This is a genomic window from Gemmata obscuriglobus, from assembly GCF_008065095.1.
Taxonomy (GTDB): Bacteria; Planctomycetota; Planctomycetia; order Gemmatales; family Gemmataceae; genus Gemmata; species Gemmata obscuriglobus.
Genome location: NZ_CP042911.1, coordinates 8,043,275 through 8,068,124, shown reverse-complemented (window position 1 = coordinate 8,068,124; position 24,850 = coordinate 8,043,275). Strand labels below are relative to the sequence as shown.

The window sequence follows — 24,850 nt, the reverse complement described above, 5'->3', positions numbered from 1 at the left end:
GCGAAACCCCGGTCGGGGCCGGGGAGTGAATGATGGAACAGTGTATGAGCGGGGCGGCCGCGCGGCAGCCGGCGCCTCGACCGGTCAGCCCGCCGCGAGGGTCGCGGGCTCGCGGGACAGGGTGGTGAGGAGCTTGCACCCGTCGTGGGTGATGAGCACGTCGTCCTCAATGCGGATGCCGCCCCAGCCCGGAATGTAGATGCCCGGCTCGATGGTGACCACCATGCCGGACTCGAGCACGTCCTCGGAGTTCGCCCGGATCTTCGGGGCCTCGTGGATCTCGAGCCCGATCCCGTGCCCGAGGCCGTGCGTGAAGTGGTCGGCGAGCTTCAGGTCCGGGTACTTGTCGAACCGGGCGTTCGCGAACACCTTGCGGGCCGCGGCGTCCACGTCCTTCGCCTTCACACCCGGGCGGATCGCCGCCAGCGCGGCGTTCTGCGCCGCCAGGACCACCGCGTACAGCTTCTCGAAGTCGTACCCGATCCGCTCTAACTTGTTGCGGCGGCTCGGCGAGGTGCCGAACGGGCTGCGGAGCGTGCGGGTGATGTCCGACTTGTACCCCACCAGGTCCGCGCCGAAATCGACCAGCAGTTTTGCCCCGTCGCCCAGCGGCTTGTTCGTGGGCGTGGCGTGCGGCAGCGCGCCGCGCTCGCCGACCGCGATGATCGGCGGGAACGCGGTGCATTTGGCCCCGGCGCGCCGCACGTACCCCTCCAGCGCGTCCACCATGTCCTTTTCGGTGTCGGCCTCGCGCACGGTCGCGAGGAACATTTTGAACCCGCGCTCGGCCACCTTGACGGCGTCGCGGATCTTCTCCACTTCGCCCGGGTCCTTTACCGCCCGTTGCGCCTCAATGGCCCCGTCCACGGACACGAACGTGATCTTCGGGGCCAGTTGCCGCAGCGCCTCGAGTTCGCCCAGGGTGATCCGGCTGCCCTCGACGCCGACCGCTTTGGCCCCGGACTTGTTGAGGGCCTCGGCCGCGGCTTCGAGGGTGGTCTTGTTGTGCCCCCGGATGACCGCGTCCTGGTCCGGGCACTCCTCCCGCACCTGCTCCTCGAACCGGGTGTCGCTGACGAGCAGCGTGTTCTTGGGCAACACCGCGTAGTAGCTGGAGTCCCCGGTGAACCCGGTCAGGTAAGTGACGTTGACCGCCGCGGTGACCAGGAACCCGTCGAGGTCGCGCGACTTCAGCGTCTGACCCAGAGCGTTCCGACGTTGCTGCAGATAATTCATACGCAAATGCGGGGGACAGGGGGACGGGGCAACGTGCCGCCGGGCAGACAGTGTAGCCCAAACCCAGTACGGAGACACAAAGTTGCAGGTAGTAGTTACCACCCCGCTATCGGAATTCAACAATGAACTAAATTAATTGACAAAGATCATGTCGCAGCGGAACCGCCGGCTGACGCGACCAGAATATCTGTCGCTCGAAATCAGGTGTGACGTTTTGGGTATGCCGGCCGCCGGGCTCAACCGTGGGGGCTCTGATCGCTCCCACGGGCCACCTTCGGCATCAGGCGGCTTGCGCCTCACCGCCCTCGTCGTTCCAGTCCTCGAACCGCATGGGCAGCAGCCGGCTGATGCCGCTCTCCTGCATGGTAACCCCCCACAGCCGGTCGGCGGCGGCCATCGTCCGCTTCTTGTGGGTGATGACAATGAACTGGCTGCGGTCCAGGAACTCGCGCAGCACCCCCGCGAGCCGCGCCGTGTTCGCCTCGTCCAGCGCCGCGTCCACCTCGTCGAGGATGCAGAACGGCGACGGTTTGTTGCGAAAGATCGCGAGCAGGAGGGCGACCGCGGTCAGCGTCTTCTCGCCGCCCGAGAGCAGCGACAGTGATCGCAGCTCTTTACCGGGCGGGCGGGCGGTGATCTCGATCCCCGACTCCAGCACGTCGGCCTCGTCCTCCAGCACGATGTCCGCCTGCCCGCCGCCGAACAGTTTGCGGAACAGCTCCTGGAAGTACCCGCGGACCGCGTTGAGGGTGTCCAGGAACAGCTTGCGGCTGTCGCCGTTGATGGCGTCGATGATCTGCTGGAGCGACTGCCGGGCGGCGTTCAAATCGCTGTGCTGCGCCTGGAGCGCGTTGAACTCGCCCTCGACCCGGGTAAGCTCCTCGAGCGCCTCCATGTTGACGCTGCCGAGCCGGGCCAGCTTGCGCTTCAGGTCTTCGATTTCGGCCTGGGCTTCGAGCACGTTGACGCCCACGAGCGGCGGCTCGATGCGTTCCGAACTGGTCGTGTCGGCACGAGCGTCTTCGGTGCCCGAAATGTCCGCGCTGGAGCCCTCGGCGGGCCGGAGCGCGCCGCCCGCCAGTTCGGCCAGTTCGATCCCGTAGTCCTCGCGGATCCGCTGGCCGAGCGCGGCGAGCCGGGCGCCGAGGTCGTGGGCGGCGAGTTCGCGGGCGTGCGCGGCGGCCTGCTTTTCCTGCCACCCGTGGCGGAGCTGCTGGAGCCGGGCGCGTACCCGGTCGCGGTCCGCCCGGTCCGCGGCGCCTTTCGCCGACAGCTCCGCCGCGAGCCGCTCGCGCGACTCCTTCTCGCCGTACGCGTCGGCCTGGCCCGCACTCGCGCGGAGGGCCGCGAGCGTGCAGTCCGCGAGCCGCCCGCGGGCGTTGCGGTCCGCGGCGGCCAGATCCAGGGCCTCGATCTTGCGCTTGCGGATGTCGGCTTCGAGCTGGGCGGCGCGCTCCCGGGCGCGGTCCCGGTCCGCGGCGGCGCGGGACAGGGCCACCTGTGCGGCGGTGTGGGCCTGCTCGCGGGCGGTGCGGTCGGCGGCGCCGGCCGCGAGCGCGCGCTTCACCTCCGCGAGCCGGGACTCCAGCTCCGCCGCGGCGCGCTCGGCGTCCTCCGCCGCGAGCCGGGCGGCGCTCCACGCCGCCTCGCCCTCTTGCACCTGCTGTTCGAGGGTCCGGCAGTCGGCCTCGATCAGCTCGATGTCCGCGTCCAGGTGCTCGACCTGCTGGCGCTGCCGCGCGATCCGCTGGAGCAGGCCGCCGGCCTCGTCCGAGAGGAGCGCGATCTCGGCCTCGACGGCCTCAATGGTGCCCTCGGCGGCTTCGGCCCGGCGCCGGAGGTCCGCGAGTTCGACTTCCGCCCCCGCGACGAGTTCCGACGTGGCACGGAACTGCTCGCGCAGCTCGCGCAGCTCGCTCTTGCGCGACACCAGCCCGGCCTCGCCCCGCAGCGGGCCGACCGTGAGGGTGCCGTCCGGCTCGAGCAGCTCGCCGCTGCGGGTGACCACCCGGTGGCCGGGGTGCAGCGCGACCAGCCACCGCGCGTCCGCGAGCGTGTCCGCCATCAGGACGCGGCCGAGGAGCTGCGCGGGCAGCCCGGCGCAGTGCGGTCGGTCGCAGGTCACAAGCGCCGCAAGGGAAGGCCCCCCGCCTGCGCCGCCGTGTTCGCCGCTCGCGTCGGCCGAGCCGGCGTGCGTGGCGGAAAAGCTCAGCGGCACGAACCCGACCCGCCCGGTCAGTTCGCCCACCGCGGCGGCCACCGCGTCCACCGCCTCCGGCGACCGAACGACGAACCGCTGGGCGGCATCTCCCAGGGCCAACTCGACCAGCGGGGCCACCTCGCGCGGCACCGTGAGCAGGTCCGCAACCAGCCCGACCACCGCGGCGCTCAACTCGGTCGGGGTGTAATCGTCCGCGGCCTCCGCTTCGAGCCGGCGCCACACCGCCGCGACCCCCGTGCCGAACCCCTCGAGCGACCGCTCGAGGTCTTCGAGCACCTCCATGCGGGCGCGGAGCGCGCCCTGCTCGACGCGCAGCCCCTCGAGCCGCGCCTGCCCCTCACCGAGTTGCTCGGTGAGGGTGTCGCGTGCCGCGGTCAGGTCGTCGAGCTGCTCGCGGGCCGCGGCGAGCCGGGCCTGCACGTCGGCGTCCTCTTGCGACAGGCCGTCGAGCGCGTGGGTGAGCGTGGCCCGGTGCGCGGCGCGGTGCTCGCGGGCCGCCAGCCGCCGCGTGTACTCGCTCTGGAGCCGGTTCACTTGCGCGAGCGTGGCGTCGGCGGTGGACCGGCCGGACGCCGCCTGGCGCACCAGCTCCATGTGCTGCTGAAGGTCCTCGGCCTGCGCCCGCTCCAGGTCCGCGAGGCGCGCCACGACCGCCGCCAGCGCGTCGCTCACCTCGTCCGCGCGGCCCCGCTCGTCGGTGAGCCGCCCTTCGGCCGCGGCGCTCTCCGCGGCGGCGCGGACCGAATCCGCCTCCAGCCCCTTCAGGCGGTAGCCCAGATCGGCCCGCTGGCGCCCGACCTTCAGCAGCTCGGCGCCCAAGTTCTGCGCCGCGGCGCGGTCGTGCTTGAGCGACGCCTCGAACCCCGCGAGCTGCTGCCGCGCCTCGGCCAGCCGGGCCTCGTGGTGCCGCAGCGCCTCCTCGCCCCGGGTCACCTGCCAGTCGAGCTGCGCGGCCTGGTGTTCGAGCTGCTCGGCCTCCGACGTGGCGCCGCTCACCTCCGCCTTCAGCGCGGCGAGGGCGCCCTGCTCGGTCGCCAGCGCCGCGGTGAGCTCGCGGTACTCGCGCGCCCCCAGCCCGACGCGCAGCTCCCGCAACCGGTCCGAGTGCTCCTTGTACTTCTGGGCCTTCGTGGCCTGGAGGCGCAGCGTGCGGAGCTGGCCGTCGAGCGCGTCGAGCTTGTCCTTCGAGCGCGTCAGGTTCAGCTCGACGGACGCGAGCTTGCGGAGCGTTTCGTTTTTGTCGGCTTTGAACCGGCTGATCCCGGCGGCCTCGTCGAAGATCGCGCGCCGGTCCTTCGTCGACGCCTGGAGCATCTCGTCGACGCGCCCCTGGGCGATGATCGTGTACCCGCCGGCCCCGGCGCCGCTACCCAGGAAGATGTTCTTGAGGTCCTTCAGCCGGGACATCTGGCCGTTGATGAGGTACTCGCCGGTGCCGTCGCGGTACACCCGGCGGGTGAGCTGCACCTCGTCGGCGTCGACCGCCAGCAGCCGCCGGGCGTTGTCGAACGCGACCGTCACCTCCGCCATGCCCAGGCTCTTGCGCGAGCTGGAGCCGTTGAAGATCACGTCGGCCATTTCGCCGCCGCGCAGGCTCTTCGGGGACTGCTCGCCCAGGATCCACCGCACCGCGTCGACGACGTTGCTTTTGCCGGACCCGTTCGGCCCGACCACCCCGGTCACCCCGGGCGCGAAGTCGAACCGCGTTTTGTCGGCAAAGGACTTGAACCCGACGAGTTCGAGGCGCTTCAACATGGGAAGTCAACAGTCGAAAATCGGAAGCGCGAAGTCGGAGCCCGCTAACTTCTGAAGGCTCGAGCGTGAGTGCAGGTTAAAAGCCGGCCGCGGCGGACGGAATGTCCGCCGGGCCGTTTTCAACGTTTGCCTTCTGCCTTTACACGGTTAACTTCTACCGCCCCCCGGCCGGGACCACGGCCGGGTCGAGGATGGGGGCGTCGGACGCCCGGCTCGGCCCGAACAGGCGCCCCGGGTTGCGGTTCAGCGCCTGTTTCGGCAGCGCCGCCCCGGCCGGGGCGACCAGCGGCCCCTGGTCCACCGGCACCTCGAACCCGTTGGCGTCCACGGCGGGCTGCACCGTACCCACCTTCGCGACCTCCACGTTCGCTTTCGCCAGGGTCGTGTCCACCTTGGCGAAACCGGCGAGCTGCTGGATGCTCATCTCGCGCGGCACCGCGTCCATCACCACGGGGGCCGAGAGCGCCTCCGCCCGGGCGGACCGGCGGACCAGTTCGACGGCCTCCGAGTACCCGCCGCCCAGGTTCGCCAGCGCGCCGAGCACCGCGCTCAGGTCGGCGCCGCAGCGCGCCTCCTTCACCTCGGGGTCGCGGTCCTTGAGGCGCACCACCCGGGTGACCTTCGCGCCCTCGTCGCCGGCCGGCACCGACACCGTGAACTCGCTGCCCAGCGGCACCGGTGGCATCGGCCCGCGGAGCTTCACGTTGTCGCCGAACACCAGGATCTCGCTGCGCCCCGCGGCGGTGAGGTGGACCGCCGACGCCCCGCGGCCGCCGACCCGGTGCAGGTAGTACGAGCGGTTCATGAGCGCCCCGCCCAGCGCCGGGTGCCGCTCGTCGGCGAGCCGCAGGGCGATGAACGCCCCGTGGCGGAGTTCGGCGTCGCCGCTGGTCAGCATCTCCACCAGCTTGTCGGTGCCGGCGGCGTCGTCCAGCGACGCGAGCGCCTTGAGGCTCTGGGCGCGGAGGGCCGGGTGGTCCTCGGCGAGCCGGGCGAGTTCGGCGGCGCCGTCCGTCTGCCCCAGGTACGCGAGCGCCTCGGCGGCCGCGAACCGGACCCACGGCGACGCGCTCTCCAGGCCGATCTTGAGGCTCCGGCGGCAGTCCCCGCCGAGCGCCTCGAGCTTCACCGCCGCGGTGAGCGCGGTGGCCGGGTCCATCAGCTCCTCTTCGAGCTTCTGGCGGTACACGCTGTTCGCGCCGACCGGGTTGTACGGCACCTGCCGGGCGACCAGCAGGAACCGGTAGTGGTTGTGCCGGTACGCGGCCGGCACGCTCAGCAGGATCAGCTCGCGGTCCTTCGCGTCGGCGACCTTGAACCGCGGGTCCGAAGTGGTGTGGAAGGTGGTGTTGATCCGCTCGGCGATGGCGGCCCCGACGCGCGGGTTCTGGTCGCCCGAGTTCAGCAACAGGTAGTACGGGCGGGTGTGCGCGACCTTGGCCCCGCCGGCGATGAACCCGGCCCGGTACAGCGCGCGGCCCTCGGCGTCGGTGTCGGGCTTGGCCTCCTTACCGTCCGCCCCGTCCAGGACGATGTTGCCGGCCACGAGCGGGCCCTGCGCCCGCGCCCACACGCTCCCGGCGACGAGCTGGTTGCCGCCCCGCGCCGCGGGGCCGCGCACCTGCGCCCGGATGTTGCCGGTGGTGTCGAACGTGATCAGCTCGGTGGCGAACAGCTCGCCGCCCCGCAGGCTGGTGGTCTTGCTGTCGTCGGGCAGGGTGACCTGCACGTCGATCGGGTCGCCCTCCCGCGCCCCCGGCGGGATCTGCGCCGACACGATAACCAGCGAGGTGGTGCGGCCCGGCCCGTCGAGCAGCTCGCGCAGGTTGAGCGTCTGGTCCCGCTTGAGCTTCTTCAGGCTGTCCTCGAGCATCGTGCGCCAGCTGCCCGCGGCCGGGCTGCTGCCGGTGCCGGGCAGGTTGTACACCAGCCCGACCCCGCTCACCGTCAGCGCCTCGGTGTTGCCCACCGAGGTCTTGGAACCGACGGTCGGGACCGTCTCCGGGTCCGCCGGGTCCTCCCCGATCTGCGACCGCGGGGTCTGGAGCTTGGCGGCTTCGGTGCTCTTGCACCCGGCCAGCCCGGCCGCCCCGACCGCGGCGGACCACGCGAGGAAGTGGCGCCGGCTGATCCCCGCTGCGAGTTCCCACGCCCGGTTCATGCGTCCGTCCTAGACAGTGGCGCGCCGAACGGCCCGATTCCCCCCGGAACCGGACCGGCCCTCGCGAACAGTGTTTCTGCTTGGGACGTGGGCATACCCGCGCGCCGCAGCCGGTCAATAGCGCTTGAGACAAACTGGCCGGAAAGTGTGCGGGCGGAGGGTTGCCGAGATCCCCCCGGCCCGCCAAAGGACGTGGCCCCAAGTCCCGGTGCTTACGGGTGCTCCCACACGAGCACGATGCGGGGCACCGGGCCGGGCACGGAGAGCCGGATGTGGTCCACCGGGTCCCGCGTCACCGGGTTGGAACACTTGAGGGGCTTCACGTAGCTCGGGTACGCGTGCAGCCCACCGAAATCGTGGAAGCTCAGGTCGACGTAGCCGAGTGCGTTCGGCTCGACGTTGGTCAGCACAATTCGCTTCGCGTCCGCCGATTCCAGTACGGCGCGCCCGTCGAGCACGAACGTGAGCGGGCGGTCGAGCGCGAACAGCACCACGGGCTGGCCGTTCTCGGTGAACCGCGTGACGGCCCTCGCGAGCGGCTTCTTCTCGCCCCGCTCGTTCACCTCGGCGCACCGCTCCCACCGCTCCGCGGTGCCCGCGGTGCGGCACACCACCCAGCCCACGTTGTACCAGCGGCAGAACTCGGACAGCTCCTTGTCGGTCCACTCGGCGAGCGGGCGCCCGCTCAGGCACTGGTTCCGGAGCCCGCAGTACCCGTGGTCGATCTCCGAGTCGGTGTCCAGCCCCCCTAGGAACGCCCGGCCGGTGTACAGCGGCAGCAGCACGGACCAGTTCCCGCCCGGCCGCTCGCCCGCCTCCTCCCACAAGACGCGGGCCGCGGGCGTGGTGTGCTCGCGGAGCGCGCCCACGAGCCGCTGCTGCTCGGGCGTGAGTCCCAACAGGAACGGTTGCGTGCGCACGCCCATCAGGTTCGCTAACGGCGCGCCCGGCCCGTCGGCCCAGCCCACCAGGAACAGCGCCGCCGCGCAGAGCGCCACGCCCGCACCAGCCGCCCGCGCCCGCCGCATCACCTCCCACACGCCGAACGCCGCCGCCGGGGCGAGCAGCGCCAGCGCGAACGGGGCCACCCGCGCAGGCACCTCCGGGGGGACCCGCGGCCACGTCGCCGCCAGCCGCGCGGCGCACACCGCCAGCACCGCGGTCAGCAGGGACAACCACGCCGCGGCCCGGTGCCCGCCGGCCCACAGCAGCACCAGCCCGCCGAACGCGACCAGCGGCACCACCGCGCCGCCGGGCAGGCCCCCGCACAGGGCCGCATAGTCGGCCGGGGCGCCCAGCACCGCCTCCCACGACGGCAACGGGATGTGGTCGCTCGACGACGGCTGCCGGAGCCACCAGTATTTGCCCCAGTCGACAAGCCACCACGTGTTGGGCACGACGCCGAACGAAACGATCCCGGCGAGCCCGAGGTGCCACCCCGGGCCGTGCTGCGGCGCGAACACGAGGTAGAACACGAACATCACCGGGAGCAGCCCGACCCACACCAGCGGGTGCGCGTACCAGCCCGCCAGCGCCAGCCCCGCGAGCACCAGGCACGGCTCCGGCCCCGGGTATCGCGCGTACCGGCCGAGCCACGGCACGAACACCGCCGCCGCCAGCCCGGCGCCGAGCAGGTCGAGTTGCCCCTCCTCGAGCATCGCCCGGACCGCCGGGCACCACGCGAGCAGCACCCCGAAGCACCCGGTCAGCACCGCGGGGCCGGCGGGCAGCCCCGCCCCGCGGGCCGCCGCGATGAAGGCCCCGGGGATTAGCATCAGGAAGACGAGCACGCCCACCTTGTACGCCGCCGGGCGGTACCCGGGGCCGCCCACCAGTGCGAACAGCTCCGCCGGCCGGCTGCCGCCGTCGAAGACCGGGGTTTTGGGGTACCCGGCCTGAAACGCCGGGTCGTAACAGGTGGCGTTCCGGTGGTCGCGGAACGCCGCGGCGCCGAGCGTCCCGTGGTACAGGTGCAGCGGGTGCCGCCCCGACACAATCGGGCGGTCGTCGGTCACCGCGGCCCACGGGCGGCCGGGGCCGAACAGCCCCAGCGCCAGCCCGGTTTGTGCCACCACAACCACCGCCGCGGCCACCAGCCACGCGGGCTGCTCGCGGAATCCGCCGGTCGGCGTATCGTTCATGAGTTCAGGTCCTTGCCGCAGTTCCGGGCGGGAGCCTAGCAGCAACCCGACGAACCGAGCAAGGTCAAGACCGCGCCGCCGCGCCACGGGTGGCACGAGCTTCGGGTTGACCACGACGGTCGGTCTGCGCGATGATCCCGCTTCCTTGTGGCCGGGAGGGGGTGGAGCGTGCGTCTGTTGTCGTTCTCGCGGTTCGCCGGATGGCTCCGCACCGCTCACGCAACGAATCCCGCCCGGGTGCGGGCCGGGTTCGTCGGGCTGCTGGCTGTCGTGGTCGTGCTGATGAGCGTGAAGTACGCGGCCAAGATCGCCAAGCCGGGTGACACCGGACAGCAGACCCGGTCGGCGTTCCTGCGGTGGCGCGAGATGGTGAACGGGGTATTCGCCGGGGAGAACATCTACGTCGGCCGCAACGAGTACCCGAACCCGCCGATCATGGCGGTGCTGCTGCGGCCGTTCGCGGCACTGCCGCCGGCGGCCGGGGCGCTGGGCTGGTTCTACGCGAAAGCGCTGCTCGCGGCGCTGGCCGTGGTGTGGGCGTTCCGGCTGTGCCGGGCGAGCGGGGAACAGCCCGGCGAGCCCGCGCCGCCGCAGGCGGGCCGCGAACGTGATGCGGGTGGGCTCACGCGCTCCGCCCGCCTCGATTTGGCGAAAGCCGCGGCGATCGTCGTGTGCCTACCGGCCCTGCTCGGCGACCTGTCGCACAACAACGTCAACATCTTCATCCTGTTCCTGGTCGCGGCCACGCTGGAAGCGTTCCGCCGCCGCCTCGACACGCTCGCCGGGCTCACCCTCGCGCTCGCGATCGCCTGCAAGGTGACCCCCGCGCTGTTCGTCGCGTACTTCGCGTGGAAGCGGTGCTGGCGGGCGCTCGCCGCCTCGCTCGCCGGTCTGGTGCTGTGGCTCGTGGTGGTGCCGGGCGCGGTGTTCGGCTTCGACCGCAACCGCGAGCTGATGGGGGACTGGTACGCGCTCATGGTCGAGCGCCCGCTGCTCAAGGGAGAGATCACGACCGAGCACCCGAACCAGGCGGTCACAGGGTTCGTGTACCGGCTGTTCACCAACAGCCCGTCCTACATTACGTACCTGAAGACGCCGGAAGGCGACATCCCCACGCCCGCCGAGTACCACAACCTTACGGACATCGGGCGGCCCGCCGCGTGGGTCGTGGTGAAGGCGCTCACGGCCCTGTTCGCGCTCGCGGTGGTGGTGCTGTGCCGGGCGCCGGTGCGCGGCCCGACCGACCCGCGCCACGGCTGGCGCGTCGCCGCCGAGTGCGGGCTCATCTGCGTCGGGATGCTCCTCTTCAGCGAGCGGACCTGGAAGCACCACGCGGTCGTACTGCTGCTCCCGCTGGCGGCCCTCGCCTGGGCGGTTGCGGTGGCGAACATCTCCCGCCGCGTGCGCATCTTCGTAATCGGGGCACTGGGCGCTTCGTTCGTACTGATGGCCGGGCCTGGGCTGCTCGGCGGTCGGGGCGCGGACCTCGCGCTGGTGTACGGCACCCACACTGGCGCGTTCGTGCTGCTCGCCGCCGCCCTGTGCGCCGTCCTGGGGTGCCGAGAAGGCCGCGCGCACGACCTGCGCAGGTCGACCGGGGGATTCGGGGAACCGATTCCCGTTTGATGGGGCAAATCGACTGCGGGGTTTGGGTATACTGAGTTGGAGATGGCGGAGCCGTCGCCAACGGGAACGACCCATGCCCGCACACGCGGAGAACCTTATCCCTCACGGCCCCCCGTTTCTTAAACGGGGTGTGAGCCGCGTTGCGGAACCCGCCTGCGACTCGAATGCGCGCGGGAGAGTGGCGTTCTCCCCTCCCGCGTCCAGCCGCAGAACAGGCTTTGTCGCTCTCGCCACCCTGATAATCGCTTCGGCCGCCCTATCTGCTCAACCGCCCGTCGGGGAACCGTCCAAGAAGTTGCCCGAAGCCAAGGGCGATAAGGCCGACGCCAAGTCGCTCGCGGTGAAACTCCCGGACGGGACGTTCCTCCTGCTCGGGGTGGCGGACGGTGTGACGCTCAGCCCGCAGGACTTTCAAAAGTTGTCCGAGCGGGCCGAGGCCCTGAGAAAGGAACTCGCTGCTCGCAAACCGGTTGCGCCGCACGAGTGCGTCATCGGCGGCCGCCTCGAGAAGCGCGGCGACCAGCTCGTCGCCGCACTGAAGCTCACGTACACGTTCCGCACCGCCCAGCCCAACGCGGCGGTCGCGCTGGGCGGGCGCCGCGCGTTCGCCACCGGCGCGGCGCTCGACGGGGCCAAGCAGCCGGTACTCGAAACCGCCGACGACGGGCTCGCGGTGCTAGTCGAGTCCGCCGGAGCCCACGCCCTCGTTCTCGACCTCGAGGCCCCGGTCACGGCGCGCGGCACGAAGGCGGAGATCGGGTTCGAGTTCGGGCTCCCGCGTGCGCCGGTCACGAAGCTCGCCGTCGAAATGCCGGGTGACGTCAAGCGCCTCGCCCTCATCACCAAAACGCCGGACCCGCCCAAGCTGACCGAACCGCGGCGCTTCCCCGTGGACGCGAAGCAACTGGCCCCGAACGACGCCGGGGGCGGCTTCCCGCTCGGCCCGGTGGAATCGCTGGAGGTGGTCTGGGACCCGCCCGCGGCGGCCGCGCAGCCCGCGGATCAGGTGTCGAGCGCCGACCTCGACGTGGGCGTCGTGTTAACCGACGGGTTCGCCGAATCGACGGCGAAGTTCAAGGTGCGCGGCCCCGGGCGCGAGCTAAAGCTCGTCGCGCCGCCGGCCGCCGATGTGAGCGTGGAGCGGGTCGCGGCGGCCGGGGAGACCGGTCCCGCTCAACTGCCCGTCGTCATCCGACCGGGCGAGCCGGGCAAGCCCGTTTGGAGGATCGCACTGCCCGCCGACTCGACCGGTGCCGACTGGCTGGTCACCGCCGTGGTGCGCCAGTCGCGGCCGAAGGCCGGAACGATGTCGGAGCCGGTCCCGGTCGGCCCGTTCGGGGCACTCGACGTGCTGCGGCAGACCGGGACGGTGACCGTGAAGACCGGACCGCACCACCGGTTCATATTCCGACACGGGCCGGACCTCCGGCGTGCGGACCCGGCCGGGGGGGGCGCGGACGAGGAGCTCAGCGTCGCACAGTTCAAGCTCACCACCGGCCCGACGGGTTCGGCTCCGGTGGACGTTCCGCTGCTGACCGTCGAAGCGCTTCCCGTCGAGGGCGCGGTGCGGGTGCGGCCGGTGTACCGCCTCGATCTCGCCGAGAGCGGTGCGAGCTGGCGCGTGCGGGCCGAAATCAACGTCAGGCCGATCCGCACGGAACTCGACGCCCTCACCGTCGAGGTGCCGGCCGAGTGGCGGGGGCTGGAGTCCGAGTTCGATCCCGAGGCCGTGCAGGGCGTCGGGCAGGGGAAGGGGGATGGCGCGTGGCTCCCGGTCACGGTGCGCCTCGCCCGCCCCACCAAACAGCCGTTCAGCGTGGTGCTGGTCGGCGCCGTGGAGGTGCCGGCGGGTAGCAGCGCAACGACCGTCCCGCTGCCGCGGTTCCCAAAGGCCCTGGAGCGGGACACGACCGTCACCGCAGTCGTACCCGACGGGTTGGAGCTGCGTGGCTCCTGGCGCGACCGCGAAGGTGATCACATCGCGGCGGCCGGCGCGGCGCTGGGGGCCGTGCCCGGGACAGACGGCACGCCGCCAAAGGTGCCCGTTTCCGTAACCGGTCGGGCGGAACTCGGGGCCGCCGGGGTCGCGCTGAGCTGGCGCCAGCCCCGCCCAGATGTGACCGCAGAGGTGCGCGCCGACGTGACCGTGGGCGAGCGCCAGTTGGTGGTGTCTCAAACCCTCCGGTTGCGCGCGGTTGACGGGTTCTCGCGCCCGGTGCGGCTCCGCGGCCCCGCCGACGCGCTGGGGCTGAAGACCGTTCCCGCCCTCGACGCCCTTTCACCCGGCGTGTGGTCGTTCGTTCCGATCGCCGACACGGCCGATCACACCGTACGGATCAGTTTCGCGCTCCCGCTGCCCGAACGTACCGACGGGCCGGTGGCGGTGCCGGTGGGGCTGTTTTGGCCGGCCGAGGCGGCGCGCACCGAGGCGACGGTTCGCGTGTGGGTCAACTCGATGACGGGGCGAACGGTGAGCGCCGCCGCCCCGAGGTGGCGCGAACTGCCCCCTGAAGTGATTCCCGAGCGCGACACGCTCCCTGCCCTCACACTCGGCGCGTCCGCGGAGCACCCGTTCGCGGTGGAGTTGCACCCCGCGCCGCCGGAATCGGCCGCCGCCGTGTGGATCGATCGCGCGTTGGTCGAAGCGGGGGCCACCGAGGACGGGAGCGTCAGCTACCGCGCGCGGTTCCGGCTCGTCCGGTGGCTCGCCCCGGCGGTCGAGGTGTGGCTGCCGAACGAAACCGGTCCCAACCCGACGGCCCGTCTGGACGGGTTGACCGCCCCGTTACAGCCGGCCGGTGAGGCGAACGGCGGGCGGCTGTTCCGCGTATCCCGGCCCGAACTGCCGGCCGGGCGCGCCGCGGTTCTGGAGGTGCAGTACGCGCTACCCGGAACGCGCCAGGCGGTCGGGGAAACGCTCTACGTCCCGCCGCGGGTGACGGCCGCGGCGTACTCCGGTCCGGTCCGCTGGCTGATCACCGAGCCGTCGGGTTCGGCCCCGCTGCTGCTCGGGGGGCGGACCCGCCCGGAGCTACGGTGGCGGTGGCGCGGGCCGGTGTTCGCGCCGTCGGCCGCCCCGCGGGCCGAGCTGGAGCGCTGGTTCACGTCCGGGGACGAGCCCCTGTCGGGCGCCCCGGCACCGCTCCAAGAGGGCGAGCCGCTGGCGGCGCGACAGCTCGGCCCCGAGCCGGTGCGGGTGGCCCGCGCCCCGTGGACCGCGGTCCTGGTCGTGTGCTCGCTGGTGGTGTTCCTGCTCGTGGTGCTGCTGGCGTGGCTCAACCCGGTGGCCGCGGCGCTGACGATTGCGGCGCTGGGAGGCGGGTTCGCGGTGGCGGTGGTGCTGTACCCGCAGCCGGCGGCCCAAGCGGTTGCGGCGGCGCAACCGGGGCTCGTGTTCGGGTTGGCCGCGGTCGCGGTGCAAGCGGCGGTGCGGTGGGAGGTGCGGCGCCGGGTCCGGTACCTGCCCGGGTTCACGCGCACGCTCCCGGCGCCGACCGCCAGCGCGACGATCCCGCCGTCGCCGTCGGCGCCGAGCCGCCCGGGGGGCGCCGGCACACCCGCCCCCACAGGCAGCGGCGCATAGCAGCTTCGGTTACCAAACGCCATGAGCCCGCCGGCGCGGCGCCGACGGGGAGTAAGCGGATCGGTGGCGCGTATGATGTCCAGGTCGGGCTGGCTGATTCTGGCGCTCGCGTGCGCGGCCGGTGCCGCCCTCGGGGCGGCGCCGCGCCCGCCCGTCGGTGCCGCCGTGCGCGGCGCCCTCGACGCGACCCCGGCCGACGACCCGTTCCCGATCCGCCGGGTCCGCGCCCCGGCCGCCAAACTTCCCGAGTTGCTGAAAGAGTTCGAACCGGGGCCGGTTCTCCGCCTGCCGCGCAGCGAATTTGAAGCCCGGGTGCGGGCCGCGGGTCGGGCCGTCGCGCGAGCGAAGCACGCGCCGCGAATCGTCGAAGCGAACTACACGGCCGCAATCGACGGCGGCGATCTCGTCGGCACCGCGACGCTCGGGGTGCTGAACGCGACCGGCGGCGCCGCGTTCCTGTCGCTCGACCCGTTGCGCGTGGCGGTCCGCTCTCCGCGGTGGGGCGCCGACGGGGCCGCGGTGCTCGCCGTCCCGGCCGGGGCTGCGGCACCGGCGGTGTGGGTCACCCGTGAAGGGCGCCAGGCGCTCCAGTTTCGGTGGTCCCTCGCGGGCACCGCGGAACCCGGTGAACGACGGTTCGACCTGAAGGTGCCGACGTGCGCGTCGGCGGCGCTGGATCTGGAACTGCTGGACGACCAGGTGCCCGCGCCGCTCACCGACGCCCTCCTCACCGGCCCTTTCGCCGCCGAGGGCAAGCCCGGCCGGAAGCGGTGGCGGTTTCAGTTCGGCGGCCGGCCCCGGCTCGAGTTCGCGGTCCGCGCCACGGCTGCGGCGTCCGCGGGGGCCACGGCGGCGCTGGTCGCGAAGTACGAGCTGAGCCCGCACCAACTCACCGCGGCGTTCGAGTACGAGCTGCGCCCGGTGCGCGGGTCGGTGGGAGAGTGGACGCTCCTCGCGGACCCGGGTCTGCGCGTCACCGAGGTGATCGCGAACAACGGCGCCGGGTGGTCCGTCGGGCCGCCTGCGGCGCCCGGCGGCCCGCGCCGCGTTACGGTCTCTCTGCGGCAGCCCGGCCCCGGTGGGAAAGTGCTCGTCACCGCGGTCGCGCCGCTCCCGGACGCCGCCCGCCACGCAGACGCGCCGCTGCCCGCGGTCCGCCCGCTCGGCGCCGTCACCGAGAGCGAGTCCGTTGAACTGCGAGTGGCCCCCGGGCTGAACATCGGGTCGTGGGCGCCGGGGGACTACCACCTCACGGACGCGGTTACGGCGACCGATCTGTCGCGGGTACTTTCGCTCAGCGGCGCGCTGATGGCCCCCGGGAGCAACGCCCCGTTCCGCCGGATGCCGTCGATCCGCCTGACCAACCCCGAGAGCGCGTTCAACACCTTTGAGCGGTTGGAGTGGTTCCCGGGACCGGCGGCATCGCTCCTCGTCGCCCGGGTGGGCGTGCGGGCGACCCGCGGGGCGCTTTTCCAACTCACCGTGCGCCCGCCGCCGGGGTTCGCCCTCGACCGCGGCGCAGCCGGGACGGACGAACTCGTCGCACACATCGGCCCCCCGTGGGCGGACGGCCAGGTCATCGAACTGGCGCGCCCGCTGCTCGCCGGCCAACAAGCCGAGCTACGGTTCGAGTTCCGCGGTCCGGGAGCGCGGCCCGGCACGCCGGTGCCGTTCCCGACGTTCGCCGTGGCCGGCGCGACCGAGCGCGACGGGTGGCTCAGCGTTTCGGTCGCACCCGCCTGGGTGCCACAGCTTCGACCCGATGCCGGAGCGACGCCGGCGGGGCTGTGGGGTTGGCTCGCGACCGATGCTCCCGCCGACGCCCGGGCCGTTTACACCTACCGCGCGAAGGAGCCCGCCGGCACGCTCGTACTGGCGCCCGCGGCGCCGGTGCTGAGAGCCGACGCCGTCGTGTCGCTGGGAACGGCCGACGGGCGGTGGCTCGCGACCACGCGCGTTTCTCTTTCCGCGGCCGGCGGCGCGCTCACCGAGGCGCTGGTGTTCGTGCCCGGCCCGCCCGACGACGGCCGGACGTGGGGCCTCACCGGCCCGGCCGAGAACGCCGCGAGCGCGATCCCGATTCCGCCCGCGCTGATCGAGCCCCCTTTCCTGGGAACGATCGACGGGCTCGCGAACCTCGTCGGTGCCCCCGCGCGGGTCGGCGCGGGTGGCGCGGGCACGTTCTGGCTCGTGCGGTTCGCGCGGCCGGTGGCCGGCGCCGCCGTGCTCGAGACGGTTGCACCCGGCCCGCCACTCGGGACGGACGATTTTGTCCTCGGAGTGCCGCGACTGGTCGGTGCCGACCAGAACACCCGGGTCGAACTGGCCGCCGCACTTCGCGGGCGCGCGACGGCCGAGCTGAAAGGCGCCGAGCTGCGCGTGCGGCCGGCGCCCGTGGCGGCCGGGCTACAGGCGACGGGCGCGTATTTGCTCACCGCAGTGCGCGGCCCCGATGAGATAGTTGCGGCGTTCGGGGCGACCGTGCGCGACTCCGGGGGCGGTACGCTGCCAGTGGAACTGCCCCACCGTGCAGAAGTGCGCGGGGTGTGCGTCAACGGGCGCTGGCTTAGCCCGGCCGCGTGCGCCGTGCGTGGCGGAGCGCTGTCGGTCCCGATCCCCGTCGGCGATGCGGTGCGGTTCGAGGTACGATACCGCCTACCCGCTGAGCCGGGGTGGCCGACCCGGACGGTCACCAGTCCGGTACCGCTGGTCCCGGGCGACCCGCCGGTGCGCCGGTGGTGGAGCTTCGCGGATGGGGTGTTGCCCGGGTGGCCGGCGCGCCCGGACGGGGCCGTTGCGGACGGCCCGCCGCTGCTCGGCGGGCCGATCACCAGCGGCCCGCCGGCGCTCGTTATCCGGTCCGACGACGGGTGGGTACGGGTCGGGGCCGTGCGCACCGCCGACGCCGTCGCGGCGGTGGCGGCCGCGGTCGTGGTTGCGCTCGGGGTTGTGGGCGCCGGCCGGGCGCGCGGGGCTCTCGTGTTCGGGGCCGTTGCGGCGGCCGCGCTTGGCGCCGCGGAGTTCGGGTCGCCGTGGTGGGCGCGGATCGCGTGGCCGGTGCTGTGCGCCGCGCCCGTTGGGTTCGCCCGCGCACTTGTGTGGGCTGCCGCCCGCCGTGCGGTCGCCGCCGGGATCCTGGTCGGCACGCTGGCGCTCGGGTCGTTCGGGTTGATCGCCCAACCGCCGGTTCCGGTCACCGTCTTCATCGGCACCGGGGCCGGCGGCGCCGAGGAGGTGACCGCTGCGAATGCGCTGCTGGAGCGGCTCGACGCGCTCGCCCACCCCGCCCCGTTACCTCCAGTGGTCACGGCGGTGACTTACGACGTGCGGGCCGACGACACCGGGGCGTGGGTCGCGGCACGGTTCGTTGTGCATGCGTTCCGCCCCGGGGACAACGTGCTCACGCTTCCGCTGGGGGACGCGCGGCTGGAGCGGGTGACGGTGAACGGGGCGCCGGCGTTCGCAACCGCTCCCAAGCCCGACACGTACGCGGTTCCGCTGGGTGCGGCGGGTCGGTACGAGATCGACATCCGGTTCGCCGCGACCGTTACTGCGTCCGGGGCCGAGCGCGAGCTGCGGTTCGGGACGCCAGACGTGCCCGACACGAAGCTGACAGCGGTGCTGCCCGGCGCGGCGCGTCAACCGCAATCGGTGGGGCGACTCGGCCGTCAGACGACGGCCACCGCGGGCGAGCGGACCACGATCGAGGCGGACCTCGGCGCGGTGAAGCACGTTCACCTCCGATGGCGCGAGGGCGTGGACGGGGCCGCCGCGATCAAGGTGCGCGAGGCGTGCGTGTGGGACGTGACCGACGGCGGGGCCGAGCTGACGGCCGCGTACCTCGTGCGGGTCGAACAGGGCACCGTTCCGGGGCTGCGGGTCGACGTCCCGGCGGAACTGGAGGTGCTGCGGGTCGCGGTCCGGGCGCCCGACGCGCTCGGCACGGCGCCCGCGCTGCGGGACTGGCAACTGGAACCGGAGAAGGGCGGCGTTCGTCCACTGCAGATCGACTTCCAGGGGGCGTCCGCGGGTCGGTTCCTGGTAGTGCTGGAGTGCGCGCCGCGTAAGCCGCTGACCCGTCAACCGGTGCTGCGGTTCCCGCGGGTGGTGTTCGGGTCCGTGAAGGGCGAAACGGACCCCGTCTACGCGCTCCGCCCGACGCGGGTTGCGGTGGAGGAGGTCGGCCGCACCGGGGTGATCGATTTTTCGGCCGACGCGCTGCGCGACTTCGTTCCGGTAACGGACCTGAAGCTCGACCCGAACCAACTGCCGCGGGCGTTCCGCCCGGCGCCCGGCGCGGCCGCCGAACTGCGGCCCGTGTTGCGCACGGGTGAGGCCCCCCGGGTGCTCTCGTCCACCGCCTGGGCTGTCGGGCCGACCCGCGCCGACGCGAACGGGCATCTTTCGTGGAGCAGCGAGGCACCGGTCGCGCTGTTCGAGTTTTCGGTTCCCGCGGTGCAGGTGCTGGAGGTGCGCGGCCCGGACGTGTCCGGGTGGGGCCGGTCCGGCGAGCGGGTGCAAGTGTGGCTCCGAGCCGGCGCCCGCGAGGGGGCGTTCGAATGGACCGGGACGCTCGATCCCGGCGGCAGGCCCGGAGCCGAATGGCCGTTCGAACCGGCCGTTCCGGCGGTCCCGAACGGCCGGCTCACGTCGGTCGACGTGCGCGTGCGACCGGCCCCGGGGTGGACCGCGCGCCCCGCTACCGGCCGCGGGTGGTCGCCGGCACGGGCCGACGAACTCCGGTACCACGCCGCTGGCCCGCCGGCGCCGGGGCTGCGGGTGCAACTGGTACCACTCCCGCCGGGGCGGTAGCGACGGACGAGGGGGTGAGTTGGGCTATCTCGTCAACCGTATACCGGGCGGGGCCGTTCCGTTATTCATGCTGGGGGATCTGAAGTTCCCCACGAATGGTGGACAGCGGGAAAGCGGTGTAAACTCCAAGCATTAAGGGAGACACCGATGGCTGGCAAGCGGAAGACGTACGCGCCCGAGTACAAGCTCTCGGCGGTGAAGGTGGTTACGGAGCAGAAGCTCTCGGTTGCGGAGGCCGCGCGTCGGCTGGGCGTCTCGGAGAACCGGCTTCACACGTGGAAGAAGGCGCTCGCCAAGGACGGGCCGAGTGCGTTCCCCGGATCCGGCCATCTCACACCGCTCGAGGACGAAAACCGGCGGCTGCGGGCCGAGGTGAAGCGGCTGGAGATGGAGCGCGACATCCTCAAAATGCGTCGGCGTCCCTCGATCCAGACGAACTGACGTTCGCCTGGATCGAGGTACGCAAGGCCGAGTGGCCGATCGTGCGGATGTGCCGGGTGCTGGGGGTGTCGCGGTCCGGATTGTACGCGTGGCGGTCGCGGGAGCCCCGTGCCGCCGAGGTTCGACACGAGGAGTTGACCGAAGAGGTGAAGGCCCGGTACGGCAGCCCACGCATCCACGCCGAACTGGTGGCGAGCGGGCACGCGTGCCGCGTGAACGTCGTGGCCCGAGTCATGCGTGAGGCCGGAATCGCCGCAAGAACCAAGCGGAAATTCCGCCAGACCACGGACTCGAATCACGCACACCCGGTGGCCCCGAACGTGTTGGCTCGGGCGTTCGACCCAGACCAGCCGAACGCCCGCGGGTGTGCGGGCATCACGTACATCCCAACCCGCGAGGGGTGGCTGTACCTGGCGGCCGTGGGAGACCTGTTCAGCCGCCGCGTGATCGGTTGGTCGATGGACGGGACGACGACCAGCCGGTTGGTGGTGGATGCCCTGGAGATGGCTCTGGGCGCTCGTCTCAAGGGGTCTTCGCGTTCAGCTCTGGTGGCGCATTCGGATCGCGGGAGCCCGTACGCGAGCGAACATGACCCGCGGCGGCTCCGAGAGGAGCGGATCGTGTGCAGCGTGAGCGGGGTCGGGCAGTGCTGGGACAACGCGCCGATGGAATCGTTCTTCGCCAGCCTGAAGAAGGAGTTCGTTCACCACGAGGACTACGCCACCCGCGAGCAGGCCAAGGCGAGCATCTTCGAGTACATCGAGACGTTCTACAACCGGGTCCGACGGCACTCCGCTCTGGACTACGTTGCCCCAGACGAGTACGAACGAACGCATAACCCAACCCACCGCTAAAAGCTGTCCACTTTCCGTGGGGAACTCCAGATCTAGACTCCCGACCCGAAACCCCACCCCCCCATGCAATTGGCCGTGTAAACAGCGCAGTAACGGGACCACACCCCTTATGTGCTTTTTTGCGGCCACCCCTCTTCGGCCCTCTGGCGACCGTCCCCCTTTAGCATCTTGGAAGCCGTTACCGAGTGAGCATACTCCGGGAGAAGTACGTGTTTTTCTCAGCGAATCGCGTCCCTTTGGCCCAATGGCACCGACGTTTAAGGCGAAGCCATGAACGGACCACACGCTCCTCTCCCAAGCGGATGTGGTAGCCGCTTCTATCGCGCGTGGGGCTTCGCAGGCCGAGTAGCTACAACACCTCACATGAACCCCGACGACCTCACCCGCTTCCTCACGCAGTCACTCGCGGACCGCAAGCTCTCCGGCGGCGAGAAGTCCGCGCTCGCCGACTGGCTCGCCAAAAACGTGAAGTCCGACCAGCACCGCGGGCTGGTCCGGCACACCGCGTTCGAGGTGGCCCGCGCGGCCGTCGCGGACCCGGCGGCGAGCGAACTCATCGAGTGGCTCGAAGACATCATGAAGGTGATCGCCCCGGTGCAACCGCCGGGAGGCGCCTCGCCCGCCGCAGCCGCCGGCGACGAAGCGTACTTCGCGCCCGGCGAGCGGTGCCTTCAGCAAATCGTTGCGCGGTTCAACCAGTGCCGCCGCACCGCCGACGTGTGCGTGTTCACCGTCACCGACGACCGCATCTCCCGCGCGATCCTCGACGCGCACCGGCGCAAGGTGGCCGTGCGGATCATCACCGACAACGAGAAGCAGCACGACGCCGGGTCGGACGTCCAGAAGTTCCGTGAGGCCGGCATCCCAGTGAAAACCGACGACATGCACGGCCCCGCGGACGCCGGGCTCAACGGACACATGCACCACAAGTTCGCCGTCTTCGACGGCGTGCGGCTCATCAACGGCAGCTACAACTGGACCCGCGGCGCCGCGGACCTCAACTACGAGAACATCGTGGACACGGCCGACGCCGCGCTGGTCGCCGCGTTCGCGGCCGAGTTCGCGCGGTTGTGGGCCCGGTTCTGAGCGGGTACACTCGTCTTCATCCTGCCAACCGCTTCCACTCAGTCTTTCGGAGTCGCCGATGAACTCCCTGTCCGCGCTCCTCACGGTGGCGCTGGCCGCCGGTCTTGCCTTCGTACCGCTCACGGGCGCACAACCGCCGAAGGAAAAGCCCCTGGACGGGGAGTACGTCAACAAGGGCAACCGCGCCGACAGTGCGCGGGCCACGCTCAAATCGTACGGGCTCCCCAATCTCGAAGGTAAGTGGTATTACGCGGGGCCGTTCGACAACACCGATAAGGCCGGGTTCGACTTCGCCTACCCGCCCGAGAAAAAGGTCGATCTGAAGGCCGCCTACGCCGGTAAGAGCGGGGCGAAGGTGACCTGGAAGGAGTACACCGGTTTCCAGCTCGGGCGGGTCGTGAACCTGCAAAAGCTCTTCCCGGACGTGCGCGCCAACGCGGTCGTGTACCTCCATCACACGTTCGAGTCGCCCCGGGCCTTCAAGCTCCCACTCTCTTTCGGCAGCGACGACTACATCAGCGTGTTCGTGAACGGAAAACGAATCCTGCACGAGCAGCACACCCGCGCGGCCGCCGCGGACCAGGACAGTGCGGTCGCCGACATCAAGGAGGGGGCCAACGAGATCCTCATCAAGGTGTGCCAGGAAGCCGGCGAGTGGGCCGTGTACGCGAACCCGGAACTGCCCGAGATCGTTCCCGCGACCGTCCGCAAACGGCTGGACCGGGACTTCCCGCCGAAGGGCGAAGCCGCGGTCGCCGCCGCAAAGGGCGAGGAGTTGCACTACAGGGTCGTTACGATCCCCCTCCCGGCCGACTGCGTTCTTGAAGTCGGCGGGCTGGCGTTCCGGCCGGACGGCAAGCTGCTCGCCTGCACGCGCCGCGGCGAAATCTGGCTGATCCACAACCCGACCGCCGACAACCCCGCCGACGTCAAGATGACCAAATACGCCTCCGGAATGCACGAGGCGCTCGGGCTGTACGTCGAGGCGAACAGCGCGGTGTACGTGATCCAGCGCCCGGAGCTCACCAAACTCACCGACACAGACGGCGACGATAAGGCCGACCAGTTCCAGACCGTGTGCGACAAGTGGGGCGTGAGCGGCGACTACCACGAGTACGCGTTCGGCCCGGCGCGGGACAAGCAGGGCAACTTCTTCATCACCCTGAACGTCGGGTTCGGCGGCGGGCACCAGGCGAAGGCCCCGTGGCGCGGGTGGTGCGTCAAGGTGTCGCCGGACGGCAAGATGGAACCGTTCGCCTACGGGCTGCGCTCGCCGAACGGCATCAACTTCGCACCGGACGGCGAGCTTTTCTACTGCGACAACCAGGGCGAGTGGGTGGTCACGAACAAGATGCACCACCTGAAGCAGGGCAAGTTCTACGGCCACCAGGCGGGGCTGCGGTGGGTGAAGGACTCGCCGTTCGCCGGGAAGGTGCCCGAGACGGTGGCGAGCGGGATGTGGTACGACGGCACGCAGCCCGCGCTCAAGAAGTGGAACGACCTGGGGCGCACGCTCCCCTGGGTGCGGCCGGTCCCGGTGTACCCGGACCTCGACCCGCCGTGCATCTGGTTCCCCTACGGCCGGATGGGGAAGTCGGTGACGGAACCGGTGTGGGACACCACCGGCGGCAAATTCGGCCCGTTCGCGGGGCAGTGCTTCGTCGGCGACCAGACCAACGCGGTCGTGATGCGAGTGGCGCTGGAGCGGGTGAACGGCGTGTACCAGGGCGCGTGCTTCCCGTTCCGCGCCGGGTTGCAGTGCGGGGTGAACCGGATCGCCTTCAGCCCGGACGGGGGCAGCCTGTTCGCGGGCCAGACGAACCGCGGGTGGGGGTCGCTCGGCGGCAAGCCTTACGGGCTGCAACGTGTGGTGTACACCGGGACCGAGCCGTTCGAGATCCACCACATCGGCCTGACCCGTGACGGCTTCGCGCTGACCTTCACGACGCCCGTTGACCCGGCGACGCTTGAGAAGTCCGTCACGGTGAGTTCGTACACGTACCAGTACCTGAGCAACTACGGCGGCCCCGAGGTCGACCTCCGCGCCGAAACGGTCGGCGCGGCGACGCTTTCAAAGGATGGGAAGACACTGACGGTGCCGGTGTCGGGGCTGAAGAAGGGCCGCGTGTTCGCGATCCGGGCCGACGACATCAAGAGCCGCGACGGCCGCCCGCTGCTCCACGCCGAGGCGTACTACACGCTCAACGAACTGGCGAAGTAGGCGGGTTGCCAAGGCAGAAGAGGATTGGCCACAAAAAAGCACAAAGGGCACAAAAGGAACCACAGACGAAGACAGAGAAGTGAGTTTAAAAGTGCTTCTCTTTGTCTTCGGTTTGCTTTTGTGCCCTTTGTGCTTTTTTGTGGCCAATCCTCTTCTGCTTCTTTTTGTGGCCAATCCTCATGCCGCGTTTGCAGCTACACTAACGGCATGAACCCGTTCGACCTCGCGTTCACCGACCCGGCGCACCCGTTCCACGTTCATCACATGGAGATGGCGCTCGACGAGGCGGCGGTCGCGGCGAGCGAGGACGAGGTGCCGGTCGGGGCGCTGATCGTCCACCCGGAACTGGGCGTGATCGGCCAGGCGCACAACATGCGCGAGCGGCTCAACGACCCGACCGCTCACGCCGAGATGATCGCCATCACCCAGGCCGCGACCGCCCTCAAGTCCTGGCGGCTGGAGAAGTGCATCCTGTACGTCACCCTCGAGCCGTGCCCGATGTGCGCCGGGGGGATCGTCCAGGCGCGCGTGCCGATGGTCGTTTACGGTTGTACCGATCCGAAGGCCGGGGCATGCCACACGCTGTTCCAGATCGCGAGCGACCCGCGCCTCAACCACCGCGCGCAGGTCGTCGGGGGCGTGCTCGCGGACCGGTGCGCCGCGGCACTCACTGATTTTTTCCGCCGCAAGCGGGAGATGGGTAAGAAGTAGTC

Annotated in this window: 10 protein-coding genes and 1 pseudogene; 7 read left to right on the top strand and 4 right to left on the bottom strand. The window is 71.4% G+C overall.

All coding sequences use genetic code 11. From position 1 onward, the window contains the following. Positions 1 to 84: 84 nt before the first annotated feature. From GobsT_RS33425 to GobsT_RS33410, 4 genes are all read right to left on the bottom strand, one after another. Positions 85 to 1,236: a M24 family metallopeptidase gene (locus tag GobsT_RS33425; protein WP_010036072.1), complete on the bottom strand. Its 1,152-nt coding sequence runs from the start codon at positions 1,234 to 1,236 to the stop codon at positions 85 to 87. A gap of 280 nt (positions 1,237 to 1,516) precedes the next feature. Further along, positions 1,517 to 5,212 carry a chromosome segregation protein SMC gene (gene smc / locus GobsT_RS33420; protein WP_010036073.1) on the bottom strand — a complete coding sequence of 1,232 codons (3,696 nt, stop codon included), beginning with the start codon at positions 5,210 to 5,212 and terminating at the stop codon, positions 1,517 to 1,519. A gap of 154 nt (positions 5,213 to 5,366) precedes the next feature. Beyond that, positions 5,367 to 7,373, bottom strand: a complete 2,007-nt coding sequence (locus tag GobsT_RS33415; RefSeq protein ID WP_010036074.1) for a flagellar basal body P-ring protein FlgI — start codon at positions 7,371 to 7,373, stop codon at positions 5,367 to 5,369. Between the two features lie 212 nt (positions 7,374 to 7,585). Then, complete coding sequence (locus GobsT_RS33410) at positions 7,586 to 9,514, bottom strand: hypothetical protein (RefSeq protein ID WP_010036075.1); 1,929 nt, start codon at positions 9,512 to 9,514, stop codon at positions 7,586 to 7,588. Positions 9,515 to 9,682: 168 nt separating this feature from the next. On the opposite strand from GobsT_RS33410, the gene GobsT_RS33405 reads away from it, so the two are divergent. From GobsT_RS33405 to tadA, 7 genes and pseudogenes are all read left to right on the top strand, one after another. Continuing rightward, complete coding sequence (locus tag GobsT_RS33405; RefSeq protein ID WP_010036076.1) at positions 9,683 to 11,140, top strand: glycosyltransferase family 87 protein; 1,458 nt, start codon at positions 9,683 to 9,685, stop codon at positions 11,138 to 11,140. 295 nt (positions 11,141 to 11,435) lie between these two features. Beyond that, positions 11,436 to 14,723: a hypothetical protein gene (locus GobsT_RS33400; RefSeq protein WP_010036078.1), complete on the top strand. Its 3,288-nt coding sequence runs from the start codon at positions 11,436 to 11,438 to the stop codon at positions 14,721 to 14,723. Positions 14,724 to 14,795: 72 nt separating this feature from the next. Continuing rightward, positions 14,796 to 19,535 (top strand): hypothetical protein, encoded by a 4,740-nt coding sequence (locus GobsT_RS33395; RefSeq protein WP_010036080.1) that lies wholly within the window; start codon positions 14,796 to 14,798, stop codon positions 19,533 to 19,535. Positions 19,536 to 19,682: 147 nt separating this feature from the next. Continuing rightward, positions 19,683 to 20,830: pseudogene (locus GobsT_RS33385) on the top strand (IS3 family transposase). A gap of 363 nt (positions 20,831 to 21,193) precedes the next feature. Beyond that, on the top strand, positions 21,194 to 21,916 hold the full coding sequence (locus GobsT_RS33380; RefSeq protein WP_010036083.1) for a phospholipase D-like domain-containing protein: 723 nt from the start codon (positions 21,194 to 21,196) through the stop codon (positions 21,914 to 21,916). A 58-nt stretch (positions 21,917 to 21,974) separates the two neighbouring features. After that, positions 21,975 to 24,137, top strand: coding sequence for a DUF7133 domain-containing protein (locus GobsT_RS33375; protein WP_010036084.1), 2,163 nt, complete (start codon positions 21,975 to 21,977; stop codon positions 24,135 to 24,137). A gap of 207 nt (positions 24,138 to 24,344) precedes the next feature. Next, entirely contained in the window at positions 24,345 to 24,848 is a 504-nt protein-coding gene (tadA, locus tag GobsT_RS33370) for a tRNA adenosine(34) deaminase TadA (protein WP_010052619.1), read from the top strand. The last annotated feature ends 2 nt before the right edge of the window (positions 24,849 to 24,850 follow it).

Bases quoted from the DNA above. Each gene is read 5' to 3' on its own strand.
- GobsT_RS33395 (WP_010036080.1), top strand. From the start codon at position 14,796: ATGATGTCCAGGTCGGGCTGGCTGATTCTGGCGCTCGCGTGCGCGGCC.
- GobsT_RS33375 (WP_010036084.1), top strand. From the start codon at position 21,975: ATGAACTCCCTGTCCGCGCTCCTCACGGTGGCGCTGGCCGCCGGTCTT.
- GobsT_RS33380 (WP_010036083.1), top strand. From the start codon at position 21,194: ATGAACCCCGACGACCTCACCCGCTTCCTCACGCAGTCACTCGCGGAC.
- GobsT_RS33410 (WP_010036075.1), bottom strand. From the start codon at position 9,514: ATGAACGATACGCCGACCGGCGGATTCCGCGAGCAGCCCGCGTGGCTG.
- smc (WP_010036073.1), bottom strand. From the start codon at position 5,212: ATGTTGAAGCGCCTCGAACTCGTCGGGTTCAAGTCCTTTGCCGACAAA.
- tadA (WP_010052619.1), top strand. From the start codon at position 24,345: ATGAACCCGTTCGACCTCGCGTTCACCGACCCGGCGCACCCGTTCCAC.
- GobsT_RS33425 (WP_010036072.1), bottom strand. From the start codon at position 1,236: ATGAATTATCTGCAGCAACGTCGGAACGCTCTGGGTCAGACGCTGAAG.
- GobsT_RS33415 (WP_010036074.1), bottom strand. From the start codon at position 7,373: ATGAACCGGGCGTGGGAACTCGCAGCGGGGATCAGCCGGCGCCACTTC.